General features: G+C 44.6%; 10 protein-coding genes. 5 read left to right on the top strand and 5 right to left on the bottom strand.

Features of this window, described 5'->3' with window-relative positions:
- Nucleotides 1-3: 3 nt before the first annotated feature.
- Entirely contained in the window at nucleotides 4-3,129 is a 3,126-nt protein-coding gene (locus FPL27_RS12220; protein WP_143961359.1) for an efflux RND transporter permease subunit, read from the bottom strand.
- Nucleotides 3,130-3,154: 25 nt separating this feature from the next.
- Nucleotides 3,155-4,306, bottom strand: coding sequence for an efflux RND transporter periplasmic adaptor subunit (locus FPL27_RS12215; RefSeq protein WP_143961358.1), 1,152 nt, complete (start codon nucleotides 4,304-4,306; stop codon nucleotides 3,155-3,157).
- A 560-nt stretch (nucleotides 4,307-4,866) separates the two neighbouring features.
- Between FPL27_RS12215 and FPL27_RS12210 the strand changes: the two genes are divergently transcribed.
- Nucleotides 4,867-5,391 (top strand): GNAT family N-acetyltransferase, encoded by a 525-nt coding sequence (locus tag FPL27_RS12210; protein WP_143961357.1) that lies wholly within the window; start codon nucleotides 4,867-4,869, stop codon nucleotides 5,389-5,391.
- A 102-nt stretch (nucleotides 5,392-5,493) separates the two neighbouring features.
- On the opposite strand, the gene lpdA is transcribed toward FPL27_RS12210, so the two are convergent.
- The 3 genes from lpdA to aceE are packed head-to-tail and all read right to left on the bottom strand — an operon-like array spanning nucleotide 5,494 to nucleotide 11,005.
- Nucleotides 5,494-6,912 carry a dihydrolipoyl dehydrogenase gene (gene lpdA / locus FPL27_RS12205; RefSeq protein ID WP_143961356.1) on the bottom strand — a complete coding sequence of 473 codons (1,419 nt, stop codon included), beginning with the start codon at nucleotides 6,910-6,912 and terminating at the stop codon, nucleotides 5,494-5,496.
- A 12-nt stretch (nucleotides 6,913-6,924) separates the two neighbouring features.
- Nucleotides 6,925-8,313, bottom strand: coding sequence for a 2-oxo acid dehydrogenase subunit E2 (locus FPL27_RS12200; protein WP_143961355.1), 1,389 nt, complete (start codon nucleotides 8,311-8,313; stop codon nucleotides 6,925-6,927).
- 25 nt (nucleotides 8,314-8,338) lie between these two features.
- Nucleotides 8,339-11,005 carry a pyruvate dehydrogenase (acetyl-transferring), homodimeric type gene (gene aceE / locus FPL27_RS12195; protein WP_143961354.1) on the bottom strand — a complete coding sequence of 889 codons (2,667 nt, stop codon included), beginning with the start codon at nucleotides 11,003-11,005 and terminating at the stop codon, nucleotides 8,339-8,341.
- Nucleotides 11,006-11,334: 329 nt separating this feature from the next.
- Here aceE and FPL27_RS12190 point away from each other — a divergent pair, with 329 nt between their 5' ends.
- The 4 genes from FPL27_RS12190 to FPL27_RS12175 all read left to right on the top strand — a co-directional run bounded on the left by FPL27_RS12190 (nucleotide 11,335) and on the right by FPL27_RS12175 (nucleotide 15,124).
- A complete protein-coding gene (locus FPL27_RS12190) occupies nucleotides 11,335-11,778 on the top strand; it encodes a DinB family protein (RefSeq protein WP_143961353.1) in 444 nt (147 codons plus the stop codon).
- A gap of 439 nt (nucleotides 11,779-12,217) precedes the next feature.
- A complete protein-coding gene (locus tag FPL27_RS12185) occupies nucleotides 12,218-12,832 on the top strand; it encodes a hypothetical protein (RefSeq protein WP_143961352.1) in 615 nt (204 codons plus the stop codon).
- Nucleotides 12,825-13,442 (top strand): hypothetical protein, encoded by a 618-nt coding sequence (locus FPL27_RS12180; protein WP_143961351.1) that lies wholly within the window; start codon nucleotides 12,825-12,827, stop codon nucleotides 13,440-13,442. The genes FPL27_RS12185 and FPL27_RS12180 overlap by 8 nt, the downstream gene beginning before the upstream one ends.
- Before the next feature lie 491 nt (nucleotides 13,443-13,933).
- Nucleotides 13,934-15,124, top strand: a complete 1,191-nt coding sequence (locus FPL27_RS12175; RefSeq protein WP_143961350.1) for a hypothetical protein — start codon at nucleotides 13,934-13,936, stop codon at nucleotides 15,122-15,124.
- Nucleotides 15,125-15,810 lie beyond the last annotated feature (686 nt).

Raw genomic sequence — 15,810 nt, 5'->3', positions numbered from 1 at the left:
TAATTAGGCCACTACCTGTTTTTGTTTCTTTTTTCTCGAGAAAAGGACATACAGTCCGGGGATGATGATCAGCCCCAAAAGGGTTCCGGTAAGCATTCCTCCTGCAGCGGCTGTCCCAATGGACCTGTTACCTATTGCACCGGCTCCGGTGGCCAAGGTCAACGGTATCAAGCCGGCGATAAAGGCGAAGGAGGTCATCAAGATGGGCCGCAATCTGGCTACCGAACCCATGACCGCAGCATCAAAACTGGAAAATCCTTCCTTCTTTTTCAGGATAGCAAATTCAATGATCAGGATGGCGTTTTTGCCCAACAAGCCTATGAGCATGATCAGGGCCACCTGAGCGTAGATGTTGTTTTCCAAGCCGACTAAGTAAAGGGCAAGGAAAGATCCGAACACACCGGCAGGAAGAAACAGGATCACCGGAAGCGGCAGTAGAAAGCTTTCATATTGGGCTGCCAGCAGCAGGTATACGAACAACAGACAGATCATAAAGATAAATATCGCCTGGTTGCCTGAACCGATTTCCTCCCGGGTCATGCCGTACCAGTCATAGCCGAAGCCCTGGGGCAGGGTTTCTTTGGCAATACGTTCTATGGCAGCAACTGCGTCTCCGGAGCTATATCCTGGTGCCGGGTTGCCCTTTATCTTTGCCGAAGTATACATATTATGTTTTTCGAGCTGCTCCGGACCATACACCCGCTCCATTCTGATAAAAGAGGAAATGGGCACCATTTCTCCCATTTTGTTTTTCACTTGCACCCGTAGGACGTCCTCGGGATTGGCCCGGTATTGCGGGGCTGCCTGGACCATGACGTCGTACATGTTTTCAAACCGGACAAAGTCGGTTACGAACATCCCGCCCATCAGGACCTGAAGGGTGCTCATCGCTTTTTGTATGGATACCCCCTTTTTGGCGGCCAGATCCTGGTCCACATGGACCATATATTGCGGATACTTGTTTTCAAACTCCGTAAAGGCATGGCCGATTTCCGGGGCATCTTTGAGTGCTTCCACCAAATCCTGGGCTACCAGGCCCATTTTTTCCAAATTTCCACTGCCGGTCTGGTCCAAGAGCTTCATTTGGAAACCACTTGAATTGCCAAATCCCGAAACCGTGGGAGGAAGGAAGAAATTTACCTGTGCATCAGAGATAAACCTTGTCACAGAATCCAGCTTTTGGATCGTCCGGGATATGGGCTCGTCCCTTTCACTCCAGTCTTTCAAATTGACCATCCCCATTCCGAATGATGCTCCGGAAAGACCACTCGACAAGCTGTAGCCTGCCAAGGTGGATACAGAAGAAATCTCCTGGATAGGCTCCGATAATCTTTGGATTTCGTCAAGGACCTGTTCTGTCCTTTCCACAGTGGCCCCTACAGGAGCGGTTACGTTCGCGTATATCACCCCCTGGTCTTCCACGGGGATAAATCCGGTAGGCAATATTTTGGCCATGCCGTAAGTGGCTACGAAAAAGACCCCAAGCATCAGGATAGTCACCAACTTCCTGCCCACCAGCAGTCCAAGGAGTCCTTTGTATTTTTGCTCAAACGCATCATAGCCCCGGTTAAATTTCGAGAAGAACCAGGGAAGCAACCCTTTCTTCTTGGGCTGACCGTAATGGTTTTTAAGCAAAAGAGCACAAAGGGCAGGGGTGAGGGTAAGGGCATTGATTCCACTGATGACGATGGCTATGGCCAAGGTGATGGAAAACTGTCGATAAAAGATCCCTACCGGGCCCGTCATAAAGGCTACGGGCACAAACACCGCTGACATTACTAAGGTGATGGCAATAATGGCGGAGCCGATTTCCCTCATGGCCTTAATGGTGGCTTCCATTGGTCCGAGATTGTCCTCTTCCATTTTGGCATGGACTGCTTCCACTACCACGATGGCATTATCCACCACTATTCCGATGGCCAGTACCATGGCAAAGAGGGTGAGCAGGTTGATGGAGAATCCAAGCAGCATCATGAAAAACAGCGTTCCGATCAAAGACACCGGTACTGCCAATGCTGGAATAAGCGTAGATCTAAAGTCTTGCAGAAATATGAAAACAACCAAAAATACCAGGATAAATGCCTCTACAAGCGTAACCAAAACCTCTTTCATGGAAGCGTCCAGGAATTTGGACACATCATAGGTGATCTTGTAATCCATGCCAGGAGGGAAGGAGCTGTCCTTCAAGGTGGCCATTTTAGTCTTGACATTCTTGATGACTTCCCGTGCATTAGAGCCGGGCCGCTGAATGATCATTACCGATGCCGCAGGTTTACCGTCCGTCTTGGAAATCCTACTGTAAGTCAGAGAGCCAAACTCCACATCTGCCACATCCTTGAGACGGAGCAGTGAACCATCCCCCAAGTCAGCCCTGATGATCAGGTTTTCGTATTGTTTAGGTTCAAAAAACTTCCCGGTGTAGCGAAGCACATATTGCAACATCTGGGGATCACGTCCTGAGCTTACGCCTACCTGGCCTGGTGCTGCTTCTACATTTTGCTCCCGTATGGCGGCGATGAGTTCGTCAGTGGAGATTTTATAGGCCGTCATCCTGTCCGGCTTTAGCCAAATCCTCATCGAATAGTCTTTAGTACTCATAATTTCGGCAAAGCCCACACCGTCTACCCGTCGAAGTTCCTGCAATACGTTGAGATCGGCAAAGTTGTAGATAAACTGTTCGTCCAACTCCGGATCATCACTCATCACGTTGATATACATCAGCAAGCCCTCCACTTCTTTTTCCACGGTCACACCGGCTTTTACAACCTCTTCAGGAAGTTCGTTTACAACAGTACTCACGCGGTTTTGAACCTCCACAGCGGCCTTGTCCGGGTCTGTTTCGGCATCAAAATACACCTTGAGGGAGCCTGTGCCTCTATTACTGGAAACGGAAGTCATATAGGTCATCCCCGGCACCCCGTTGATTGCTTTTTCCAATGGTTTGACCACCGTCTTGGCCACCACTTCGGAATTGGCCCCGCGGTATTGTGCCCTTACTGCTACTGAAGGTGGAGCGATGTCCGGAAATAAGGCTACCGGAAGATTTATAAGCGCCAACAGGCCCAAAAGGATAAAAAACAAGGATATGACCAGGGATAAAACCGGTCTTTTTATAAACTTTTCGATCATTTTTTTCAGACAGGATTGGGGGTGATTATTCTCCTTTTTTGGCTAAGGTTTGCACCATCTCTTCACGCAGATCCACCATTACGGGCTGTATGGTCATGCCTTCACGGACGGACTGAATGCCTTCATAGACTAGACGCTGGCCTTTTTCCAGACCATTGCGCACAATGTAATAATGGGAGAACCTTGATTGGGGTGCAAAACTCTTCATATTGACCTTGCCATCTTCATCCACTACATATACATACGTCCTGTCCTGGATCTCAAATACTGATTTCTGTGGGACCAAAATGGCATCTTGGATTTTCTGGCTTAAAATTACCTTTCCGGTAGCGTTGTGTTTCAACATCCGCTTGGGGTTGGGGAATTTAGCCCTGAAAGCAATAGCCCCGGTGCTGGCATTAAACTCACCCTCCATGGTTTCGATTTGCCCTTCATGAGGGTAGGTGGTACCGTCAGCGAGAATGAGCTTAATTAAGTTACTGTCCTTTTTCTCACTTTTCATGTACTCCAGGTATTCCCGTTCGGAAACATTGAAATAAACATGTGCGGCTGAGATATCAGATACGGTAGTCAGAAGATTGCCTTGGGCTATCAAAGAGCCCACTTTATAGGGAAGTCTATCGATGATACCATCAAAAGGAGCCTTTATCTCCGTATAGGAGAGTTGGACGGCTGCGTTTTTTTCGGCGGATTTTGCTTCCTCAATTTTGGCCAATACGGCATTATGGCGAGCAAGGGTCACTTTCAGTTCAGATTCGGAAATCACATTGTTGTCCACCATCACCCTCAGCCGGTCCACCTCATATTCCAGAGCCTTGGCTTCGGCAATAGCACTTTCTAGATTGGCATTGGCCTTTGCAAGTTCCGCTTGGTACTCTTCCTGGTTAGTCTTAAAAAGGACCTGCCCTTTTTTTACATAATGCCCCTCATCTACGAGAATTTCCTCCAGAAAGCCCTGCACCCTGGCACGCAATTCCACATTTTGAACTGCCTGAATGTCTGCCACGTACTCCTTAAGTAATACCGTATCTACAGTCATCACCTCATATACCGGGATTTGAGGCGCTTCGGCCTGTCGGGCCTGGGGTGCACTTTCGGATTTACATTGGGTCAGCAACAGCAGCCAAAACAAAAAGGCAAGCGATGAACCTGACTTGTGGAGTAGGTATGTTTTCATTATCAATAAACTTAGTAGGTCTAAAAGAATTCAGCGGGAACACTAATCAAGAAAGCCATTCAGGACTGAATTGCTTTTTGTAGAGAAATTCATCAAGTCCAAATATACTTTTTTTTGTTAGGGGGTGCTTTTATATTCTATGAAGGGCCACATTCCGGTGATGGGTGACATACGCCCATAAGAGCCTAAATGTTAAGTTTTTTTTCAATAGATTTTGTCAATGGAACCGCCTCAAAAAGTCTTCTACTGGTTTAGAGGTTTATTACTGGATTGGTGCTGCGCACATCCAGAGGTTTAGGAGGTTAGAAATTCCGTTATGCCAAGTCTCCGACTTGCACATTCTGAGTTTGGAGTCTCTGACTCCCGAAGCAATCCCAAGTTCAGTCCTTCCGATCTAAAAAGCCAAAGTCTTCAGTCTTAGTCCAATTATCCCGTAAAAACGGGAAGTGGTTATTACCGCAATCTGGAAATGTTAAATAAAATAGTAATTTTTTGTTGAGATTGCGTTTAAAACACTTTACGTTAGTGGCAACCTTAGACATCGAAACCGTAAAGCGATAATGACAAACATTGACATACTAAAAGTAACGCTTGAAAATATTGACCAATTACAAAAAATAGGAAGACAGACTTTTTTTGAAACCTTCGCTTCGGGAAACACCGAAGAGGATATGAAAAAATATCTTGACGAAGGATTTTCTGTTGCAAAACTGACTACTGAACTTATGGACAGCAACGCTGAATTTTATTTTGCAAGACTTGACAACAACGTAATTGGTTATTTAAAACTAAACTTTGGACAATCGCAAACAGAACTGCAAGACCACAAGGCTCTTGAAATTGAACGAATTTATGTTTTAAAAGACTTTCACGGCAAAAGCGTTGGACAATTACTTTACGACAAAGCGATGCAAATAGCCAGACAGAAGTGTGTAGACTATGTTTGGTTGGGTGTATGGGAAGAAAATCCGAGAGCAATAAATTTTTACAAGAAAAACGGTTTCGTTGAGTTTGACAAACACATATTCAAATTGGGCAATGACGAACAGACCGACATAATGATGAAACTAAAACTGAACGACTAATGCGGCCGACAAGAAAATTAAGAACAAAAGTAAACCTGTATAAAAACAATATCAGTATCGCTTTCTAGCCCTTTGTCTCCTGACCCGGGCGTTTTGGAAAACTTATTTTTGCCTGAACAAGTGGGTAGGACTTCCCAAAAACATTTCAGCCGCTTCCATCACTGTTTCGGACAGCGTGGGGTGGGGATGGATGGTCAGCGAGAGGTCCTCCGCCGTGGCCCCCATTTCTATGGCCAAAACAATTTCGGGAATGAGTGAGCTGACATCCTTGCCGGCAGCGCCCCCTCCCAAAATTCTTCCGGTCTTCGGGTCAATGATGAGTTTGGTGAGGCCTTTATCCAAACCCATGGTTAAGGCTCTGCCAGAAGCACTCCAGGGAAACTTGGCTACCTTGACCTTCTTATCGGCATTTTTGGCTTCCGTTTCAGTGAGGCCGCACCAGGCTATTTCTGGGTTGGTAAAGACCACGGCCGGAATGGCTCGGGCATCATAGGCTGCACCAGCATCACCTGAAATCACCTCTGCAGCAATCCTTCCCTGTTTGGTGGCTTTATGGGCCAGCATAGGTTCCCCTACCAAGTCGCCAATGGCATAAATGTGCTTGATATGGGTTTGCTGCTTTTCGTTGACCTTTACAAATCCTTTGTCCTCTACATCAATGCCTGCTTTTTCCAACTGCAGGATTTCTGAATTGGGTTTTCGGCCTATGGCCAATAGGACTTGCTCAAACGTTTTTTCCTGCTTGCCCTCACTGTTTTTCATGAGGACCATGACCTTTCCTGATTTTGTGGTGGCACTTTCCACGGTGGTGTTGAAGTGGGTAGCCTCGAACAGGTCGGGGTTAGCGGCGGTGAAAACTTCTACCAAATCCCTGTCGGCGCCTGGCAAAAATCCATCCCACATCTCAGCAATACTGACCTTACTGCCCAGGTGAGCATATACGCTTCCCAGTTCAAGCCCGATGTAGCCTCCGCCAATGACCAGGAGAGAGTCCGGGATTTTTTCCATATTGAGGGCTTCCTTGGAACTGATAATGTTCTTGCCATCCATTTCGACTTTGGGTAGCGAGATGGGCGTGGATCCAGTGGCCAAAATGAGGTTGTCAAAATGGAGGGATTCGGTTTTTCCGTCGCTGTCGGTAAACTCAATCTCCTTTTCGGATAGAAATTTGGCCTTGCCCTGCAGGTATTCGATTTTGTGGGCCTTGGCAAGTTCTCCTAGACCACCGGTCAGTTTTTCCACGATGCCGGTTTTCCAGCTGTTGATTTGCTTCAGGTCTATTTTGGGGCTTTTGAAGCCCAAACCCATTTTCCCGAATCCCTCGGCATCCTGCTTCATTTTGCTCACATGCAGCAGAGCCTTGGAGGGGATGCAACCGCGGTAGAGACATACGCCCCCGGGGTTTTGCTCCTCGCCGATGAGGGTGACTTTAATTCCCAAATCAGCTGCGCGGAAGGCTGCTGCATAACCTCCGGGTCCAGCCCCCAATATGATCAATTGTTTCTTCTCAGTGTTAGACATGTCTGCTGATTTTTAACCTAAAAGTGCTTCGAAAGGGTCTTCAATCGCCAGGCAAATCCACCTTAGAAACCTGGCAGCTTCTGCGCCATCTATCAATCGATGGTCGTAGGAGAGGCTCAAAGGAAGAGTGGATTGAGGCTTGAATTGCCCATCATCATATACCGGTTTGACATAGGACCGGGACATCCCCAGAATGGCAACCTGGGGATGGTAGATGATGGGTGTGAATTGAGTGCCACCAATGCCCCCGAGGTTGGATATCACGAAGGTGCCGCCCTGCATATCCTTTTGAGAAAGATCCTGCTTTCTGGCTTTTTTTGCTAGACTTTTTATTTCCTTGGACAAGGTCGACAAATCTTTTTGCGCCACATCTTTCACCACCGGAATCAGCAACCCTTTTTCCGTATCAGCAGCTATGCCAATGTTGATGTATTTTTTATAAATGATTTCCCTGTTCTCCATGTCTAGGCTGGCGTTGAAATTTGGGAAACGTTGCAGGGCTACTGCGGCTATTTTAGTCAGGATAGCGGTCATGCTGAGCTTGGCGCCTTTTTCTTCGGCCTTTGTCTGATGCTTTTCCAGGTATTCCTCCAGGTTCTGAAGGTTAGCTTCGTCGAAATGGGTGACATGGGGAATTGTGGTCCAGGAATTGGCGGTGCTCTTGGCCACGGTCTTGCGAATGCCGGAAAGGGGCTTACGCTCCACCTCTCCCCATTTGCTGAAATCGGGCAAGGCAGCCGGTGATCCAGTTTCGCCTTTGTTTTCCCTCACATGCCGCTTGACGTCCTCATCGCTGATCCTGCCGCCTTTTCCCGAACCTTTGACTTGCCTGATTTCCACACCCAGTTCCCGGGCAAATCGCCTAACGCCTGGTGCGGCAGGAACATCTCTATCATCTTTTTTATCTTTTGACTCCTGTTCAGGTTGCCGCTCTTCTTTCTTTTCTTTGTCTTTGGGCGTTTTTTCCTTTTTCTTCTCCATTTTACCTTTGCCCTTTTCATCCGATTTGGAATCTTCTTCCTTTGCTGACTCCCTTGATTCGTCTTCGGCTGTTATTTCCTCATCATCCTCATCATCTTCGTCATCAGCTCTCTTTTTTTCCTCCTCCTGGGAGTCTTCATCTTCCATTTCTTCTTGGTCTTCCTCGGGGCTTTCATCTTCCTCATCCTCCTCCAGTATAAGTATTACATCCCCCACGGAGATTTCATCGCCTTCCTTGACTTTGATTTCCTTGACGGTACCACCTGCGGTCGCGGGGACTTCCACAGATGCTTTGTCGGTTTCTACTGCGATGATGGATTGTTCTTCTTTGATGGTGTCCCCTTCGGAAACCAAGATTTCGGAAACCTGGGCGGAATCCGCATCTTCTGAAATTTGGGGGAGTTTAAGTTCTTTAGCCATGTTGGTGGTCTTTAAAAATGAAAAATCAGCTTGTTCTTGGGTTTATTTTTTCTGAATCAATTTCCAGGTCTTTTGCGGCTTTTTTGAGCGTCTTGGCTTCCACATCTCCCTTTTGGGCCAAATCAAACATGGCCGCATAGGCAATCTGGCGAAAATCGACCTCGAAGAAGTCCCTCAATGATTCTCGGTTGTCGCTGCGTCCAAAACCGTCGGTGCCTAAGCAGATGGGGTGCCGGGGGAACCACTGTGCAATGGATGCCGGAAGGGCCTTGAGGTAATCGCAGGCAGCCACAAATACGCCCTCTTCTTTTTCCAAACACTGTTGGATGTAGTTGGGGGATGGTACAAGCTGTGCATTCAGCAGGTTTTTGCGGGCAGTGTCGATGGCATCATCGTAAAGGGCTTTGTAGCTGGTAATGCTCCAGATATCCACGGTGATTTCGTAATCCTTTTCCAAGACAGTCGCCGCTTCCATCACTTGGGTGATGAGTGCTCCACTGCCAAAAAGGTGAACCTTGGGGCCTTTCTTCCGCTTTGATTTTTGATATCTATACATCCCTTTCAAGATACCTTCCTGCGAATCTTTTGGCATTTTGGGCATGGGATAAGTGTCGTTGGTGACGGTGAGATAATAGAAGATGTTTTCTTTTTCTGCATACATCCTCCTGATGCCCTCCTTGACAATCACTGCTGCCTCGTAGGCAAAGGCTGGGTCATAAGCCATCAGATTAGGAAATGCATAGGCATAAAGTTGACTCTGTCCATCCTGGTGCTGCAGCCCTTCCCCGGGCATGGAACTCCTCCCGGAAATTCCCCCAATCAGGAAGCCTCTAGCCTTGGCATCTGCAGCTGCCCAGATCAGATCGCCTATCCTCTGGAAGCCAAACATGGAGTAAAAAAAGAAAAAGGGGATAGTATTCAGTCCATGCACCGAATAGGCCGTTCCAGCAGCGTTAAAGGAGCTCATGCAGCCAGCTTCTGTGATGCCCTCCTCCAGGATGGCCCCTTCCTTAGATTCCCTATAATAAAGTAGACTTTCACTGTCCACCGGGTCGTATTGCTGGCCTTCTGCCGCATATATGCCGGATTGTCGAAATAGAGCCTCGATACCAAAGGTTCTGGATTCGTCGGGGATGATAGGAATGATGAGCTTTTCGGTGTTTTTGTCCTTCAGAAGTTTGCTCACAATCCGCACCAAAACCGATGTGGTGGTGGCTTCCTCCTCACCCGATCCTTTGTAGAAATCTGCAAATACCTTCTCATCGGGCATATCCAATGGCTTGCTTAGGTCTTTCCTTTCAGGGATAAAGCCGCCCAATTTTTTTCTCCTTTCCTGCAAATATTTGATTTCCTTGCTGTCCTTATTTGGGTGAAGGAACGGGACATCTTCTATTTCTTTATCCGAAACAGGCACCTTAAAATGGTCCCGAAAATGTTTCAGCGCCTCCGGTTTCAGTTTTTTCTGCTGGTGCGAAACATTGCTGGCTTCACCGGCATCGCCCTGGCCATAGCCTTTTATGGTTTGGGCAAGAATTACGGTGGGCTGTCCCTTATGCATTATAGCCGCTCGGTAAGCATTGAAGATTTTCTGCAGGTCATGGCCTCCTCTTGTCAGGTTTTTCAATTCTTGGTCAGAAAGGTTTTTCACCAGCTTTTGGAGTTCCTCATCCTGTTCAAATAGCTCCTCCCTGATTTTGGACCCATCTGAGTAGGCAAAGTTCTGGAGCTGACCATCCACGATTTCGGTTAGTTTTTTGGCCAGCAGCCCCGACTTGTCCTTTTCGAAGAGTGGGTCCCAGTCCTGTCCCCAGAGCACCTTGATGACATTCCAGCCTGCCCCCTTGAAGTTGGCTTCCAGTTCCTGCACGATTTTCCCGTTGCCACTCACGGGACCGTCGAGGCGCTGCAGGTTGCAGTTGATGACATAGATGAGGTTGTCGAGCTTTTCCCTTGCCGCAATGGCGATGGCTCCACGGGATTCGGGTTCGTCCATTTCCCCGTCACCCAGGAAAGCCCAGATTTTCTGGGGATTGGATTCGATGATTTTGCGGTTTTCCAGGTATTTGTTGAAACGGGCCTGGTAGAGAGACATGATTGCGGCTAAACCCATGGAAACGGTGGGCACATTCCAAAAATTCTCCATGAGCCATGGGTGGGGGTAAGAGGAAATTCCCTTATCAGATTGCAGCTCCCTGCGGAAATATTGTAGATGCTTCTCGGTTAGCCTTCCTTCCAGAAAGGCCCTAGCATACACACCCGGTGCGGCATGCCCCTGAAAATAGATGATATCACTTTTGCCTTCCTCATGGACTTTGAAGAAATGGTTGAAGCCCACTTCGAAAAGTTCTGCGATGGAATTGTAGGTGGAGAGGTGGCCACCTATGCCCTCTTCGGTTTTATTGGCCCGGACTACCATGGCCATGGCATTCCAGCGTATTAGAGCCAGCAGTTTTTCCTCCAGGTCCTGGTCTCCGGGATAGGCTTTTTCCTCGGAAGGAGGGATGGTGTTGAGATAGGGGGTGTTGAATGGCTGTTTGCTGGCAATGCCCTGCTTCTGCGCCTCGTTTTGCAGCAGGTACAAAAGATCTTGGACCCGTTCGGGTTTGTTGTTTTGGATGACCCAGTTCAGCGAATCCAGCCATTCCCTGTTTTCCAACGCTTGCTGCTCCTCCTTGCTTCCTTTTTTGCTCATACTGAAAAGTGTTAAGGGTGTTAGAGTATAAAGGCTTATATGGATGGTTTTGTTGGAAGGGGTTGTTTTTTTTTTTGAGGGTACGCAAGCGACGCCAAGATACTGCAGGTGGCAACATTCATCTGTCCGTTATGCCAAGTCTCCGACTTGCGCATCCTGAGTTTGGAGTCTCTGACTCCCGACACCCGACATCGGTCATCCGACATCCCTACATCCGACATATTACCACAATCTTTAAATGTCAAATAAAATAGTTTTTTTTTTGGGGAGATTACGTTTAAAACACTGTATGTTGCCAGGCAGCGGACGACATTTAAATAAACAGACAAATGAAACAGTTTTTTAAAGAGTTATTTGAATATGGTCATCACTTCAACCAAAAACTTGGAGACCTTTTTAATGATAATCTAGACAAAACATCTGAAAAGGCGGTAAAGTTTTACAGCCACATTCTTAACGCTCATCAAATTTGGAACAACAGAATTGATCCTAAACCATCGGTGTTCGGAGTTTGGGACATTCACCCAATTCAAGATTGTAAGAACATTGATAAAATGAATTTTGAACATTCATTGCTCATACTTGACAAGTCGGACCTAGACGGAATTGTCCAATACACCAATACTAAGGGACAGACTTTTAGTAACAGCATTCGGGATATACTTTTCCACGTAATAAACCATTCCACTTATCACAGGGGGCAAATTGCAACTGAATTTAGACAAAATGGACTTGATCCTTTGATCACCGATTACATCTTCTACAAAAGATGACCCCACACCCCTACATCCTTACATCCGACATCCTTACATCCGACATCGGTCATCCGACATCGGTCATCCGACATCCCTAAACCTCCCGCCCTTTTCACCTTCCTCACCCATCCTTGTTCCCCCAAACACCCCTTTTGTACATCCAAATCCCGTGTTTGTACATTGAGCTACTAAAATGTCAGGGGTAAGATTATATTTGAATTTCAGGTTAATCCTGAGCAAAGAATTGTAAACTTAAATAATAAAAATTATGGGATTTTCAGATTTTATTGATAGCGTTATCAAAACTTTAACGAATGATAAAGCTCATGTTTATAGGGGTAAGTCGGGATCTTATTTGAAAAGCGGGGGGCAGAAAAGCGGGAGAAAAGGAAAGACTTTGTTGTTTAAATGGGGTAAAAAATAGGATTTATTATAGAATTTTAATGAACCATGAGTTATGTCTAGCTGGTATTTGATTAGAACTACAGTGTTGTTATTTTTTATATTTTTGATTTTTTGCTCTCATGACGAAGGAGTGACATACCAGTCAGTTAAGATTGATGAGTTAAAATTTCATAGGAATTACTCTCTGAAGGAGATGTTAATGGAGGTTGTTGATAGTGAGTACCATGATGAACAATCAATAGATTTATTAGTAGAAAATTTTCTTATATCAGATAGTTTGCTAGTTGAAAGAGTAAATAACTCAGGTTTAGGAGATAAGGTCGCCAAAGGATTTAATAAAGGTGAGATAGTTTTAATGATAGATAAGCTAAATGATAAAATGTCTTTTAGCTTTATTAATTTTATTAAACAATTAATTTTTGATTTAGTGGTTAATTTCCTGTTATTTATGGGTATAGTGTTTGTTGTGACTATTCCCTTTGATTATAGGAATTTATTTGCCTTAAGGTTGGTCATTAATAATTCTATTTTAATAATTTTTTTAGGTTTTATTATATCATTTTGGTTTAGTCCCGCAGAAATAGTTGGAATTGTTCCCGCTACAAAAGAGAAAGAAATTAGTAAGGTGGTGCGTCTTGTTGAAAAAAATACCTTAATTTATGATTAGATTATTAGGAATTATCGTAATGGGCTTATTGTCAATTTTGTACACACCGAAACTTATCAAGTATGTTTCAGGGAGTGCAAAGCCTGTTAAGAGTATAGTTGTATCCAATGGGCAAGATATTGCTGTAACAGGTTTTAAGCAAGCTGGGAAAGCTGCTATTAGGGTTAATCCTAATCGCCCATATAACCGTACTGCAATTAATGAAGTCTTTAAAATTAGAAGAAATGAATTTCACTTAGAGGGGTTAGCTAGAGGTGAAAATGGTAAGTCTGCCTTTACTGATATCTATACAGGTGAAAAATTTATTGGAGGGCAAAAATTTGATTACGACCATATTGTAAGTTCGCATGCATTGTTTGAAAAATACAAACATGTTCTCACTGATAGGCAAATTGCGGAGTTAGTTAATATAAAGGCCAACATTGGTCCGACTATGCGCCCTATTAATAAGTCCAAAGGCAAATGGGATCTCTTATACTGGTTCGAAAAATCCGATGCAAGTAATCGATTTGGGGTCAAAGAAGAACTAGTTAAGGAACAGTACCAAAAAGCTAATTTTGCGATTGAAAAAAAACTTCAAGAACTTTTAAAAGAAAATCAGATTAATTAAATAATGACAGTGCTTTTTAATTTGGCAATGAATGTCTTATTAATCATTAGGTTAAAACTTTTAAATTTTTAGAGCTTAACTTCCCTTCTTTATCCTAATCTGAAATTAGATCTTTTCTGGGTATTACCTGATTGGTAATAGCTTTTCTGGTTTGGTCATTTGTTGAGAAATCTTTATTCCGATTATCAATTTGCTTTTGATCATTTACAAAATCACATATAAAATTTCTGCACTGAAAGGTTATAAAAGCATGTTTTTTCACGTGTAGATTTTTCCTAATTGATTACCTCCTTGAAACAAGTAAAGCTATAGCATGGCTAGAAGAAAAAGTACCTGAATTGGTTACCTTATTGTGCGTCTTATGTTGGGTGTCTATTTGCGTTCGTATAATGACCAACATACCACATCAATTCTCCGTCCCTGCACTACTCTCTCCCAAACCTAAGGCATCCAGTCAAAAATTCTTTACTTTTACAAAAAACTATCTACCAATGGACTTTAACCAACTGGAAAAATTTTGTGTGGACCATAGTCGAAAGGGCGAGGAGATTTTGGAGTGGATAATGTATTATGGGGCAGGTAAGGACAGGCTGGACAAACAGTTTGACCTACAATCCAAACCCTTTAAGCATGTTCTTCGGGATCTAGACCCTGCTACATTTAGGGAATTGAAAGCCCAATTTATCACTTTTAAAATTCTGAAAGAAAATGGTCTAATCCATAAATATCTGAACCATTCTTCAGTCAAAAACAGGGCGCCCCATGATTATGCATATCTTCAAAAAGCCGCTCAAGAACCCTACAGGTTTGCCTTTCTTTTGGCAAAAGATAATCCCGCACCTAATTTTTTTAATATGCAGGATGTCTTCACTGGGGAAGAATTATTGATGTATAGTCCTGGAGTGGCACAGGATTATGGTGACGCTTTGATGTTTTATTGTATGATTTCCGATAATGGTCAATGCTATCAGACTTATGGGCCAATAGGGGCATTCAGGGGTTTTGATCCTAACGACATCTTTTTTTATGCATCAGAGCTTAACCCCGCCATTACCACTGATGAGGAGCTACACGAATTTGTTCAGAAAGAACACCTTAAGTTTTCAGCATTATTACCTTTTACCAATATTCCTGTGACTGTACACGGCAAAGATGAGCTGATTGAAATTGTCACGTTTGGCAATATTCAGGGGGTAAAGAAAACTGGGCTTAAAAAGGATTTTGAGGTTAAGACTTTCGAGGATTTTCAAATCTGTACATTGAAAAAATACGGGGAATTCCCCCATTTTGCAACCTTGTTTTTAGACTGGAGGGAAGATGAAATAGTGCTTTCGGCAATGACAGATATGGGGTATGATAGGTTGGTAAATGCGGTAGAGAAGCTGGGGGCAAACCTTCCCGAATATGCTGATATAAGGCTGCATCCTTCCATGAAGATCGCCATGAAGGACATTCTAAAAAAAGAGATCTTGCTCCACCCATTTGATGCTCCCGTATCGGATGATGAATCTTTGGACGATATGGATAAAGAGAGTTTGAATCTACTGCTTGATAAATTGATCCTTTTGGTAAATGAAAACCGAAAGCCGGATTTTGCCAAGCTAGCCCATGAATTTAGTCAAGATGAAAATACTGTAAAAGACCTTTACAAATTGATATTGGAGAAAGTAGGGAAGATGTAGTTGTGTGTGATGGTTAAGAAAGTTATTCCGCCTGCGGCCTGATTTAGGAGTTTAGAGTTCGCAAGCGACGACAAGGTTGAGGCTTGGTTTCACGCCCGCCTCCCGGAGGGCAGGCCACGGCGCATAGGGAAAACGCAGTGGGCGCAACGTTCCCCACAACCCACAGCTCCATTAGGAGCGACCGATATAATAACCGCCGGTGGCAACCGGTGGGCATAAAGCACCTACCACATCATAAATTCCAAAGGGACGCACCATATAAGTTACTGAGTGATGTTTGGAAGACCATGCGGTGGAGTTCCATTTTGTGCGGGAGCCGTTAGCTGCTTGCTAGGAATACACTACCTGCATCTTTTTGCCTTTTTTATTCGACAAAAACAGTGTTCTTTTGTCCATTGGTAAAGACAGTTATTTTGGATGGGGAGTGAAAAGTGAGGTGAGATCCGTAGAACGGTTGTCGTGGAAGCAATTCGCTATAGAGTTAAAATGATTTATATGCAAAAGCATATAAAATTTAAATATCCAATACTTTTATATTTAATTGCATATAACCATAATCCATTCAACCTTTTCGCCCCCGACGCAGGGAAACTTCGCATTCCCATCCTTTGGGAACCCAACAATTACAGCTCATTCCTAATTATTCCTCCCGTTTTTATAACTTTCTACCAGGCCTTCCTTGAATG

Origin of the sequence: Litoribacter populi (assembly GCF_007483685.1) — a bacterium.
GTDB lineage: Bacteria > Bacteroidota > Bacteroidia > Cytophagales > Cyclobacteriaceae > Litoribacter > Litoribacter populi.
Note: the sequence above shows the minus strand (reverse complement) of the source record. Positions and strands in the feature narration are given on the sequence as shown.

What these genes read in the sequence shown, in the direction of transcription:
- FPL27_RS12220 (WP_143961359.1), bottom strand. Translation starts at nt 3,129, where the DNA reads ATGATCGAAAAGTTTATAAAAAGACCGGTTTTATCCCTGGTCATATCC.
- FPL27_RS12215 (WP_143961358.1), bottom strand. Translation starts at nt 4,306, where the DNA reads ATGAAAACATACCTACTCCACAAGTCAGGTTCATCGCTTGCCTTTTTG.
- FPL27_RS12210 (WP_143961357.1), top strand. Translation starts at nt 4,867, where the DNA reads ATGACAAACATTGACATACTAAAAGTAACGCTTGAAAATATTGACCAA.
- lpdA (WP_143961356.1), bottom strand. Translation starts at nt 6,912, where the DNA reads ATGTCTAACACTGAGAAGAAACAATTGATCATATTGGGGGCTGGACCC.
- FPL27_RS12200 (WP_143961355.1), bottom strand. Translation starts at nt 8,313, where the DNA reads ATGGCTAAAGAACTTAAACTCCCCCAAATTTCAGAAGATGCGGATTCC.
- aceE (WP_143961354.1), bottom strand. Translation starts at nt 11,005, where the DNA reads ATGAGCAAAAAAGGAAGCAAGGAGGAGCAGCAAGCGTTGGAAAACAGG.
- FPL27_RS12190 (WP_143961353.1), top strand. Translation starts at nt 11,335, where the DNA reads ATGAAACAGTTTTTTAAAGAGTTATTTGAATATGGTCATCACTTCAAC.
- FPL27_RS12185 (WP_143961352.1), top strand. Translation starts at nt 12,218, where the DNA reads ATGTCTAGCTGGTATTTGATTAGAACTACAGTGTTGTTATTTTTTATA.
- FPL27_RS12180 (WP_143961351.1), top strand. Translation starts at nt 12,825, where the DNA reads ATGATTAGATTATTAGGAATTATCGTAATGGGCTTATTGTCAATTTTG.
- FPL27_RS12175 (WP_143961350.1), top strand. Translation starts at nt 13,934, where the DNA reads ATGGACTTTAACCAACTGGAAAAATTTTGTGTGGACCATAGTCGAAAG.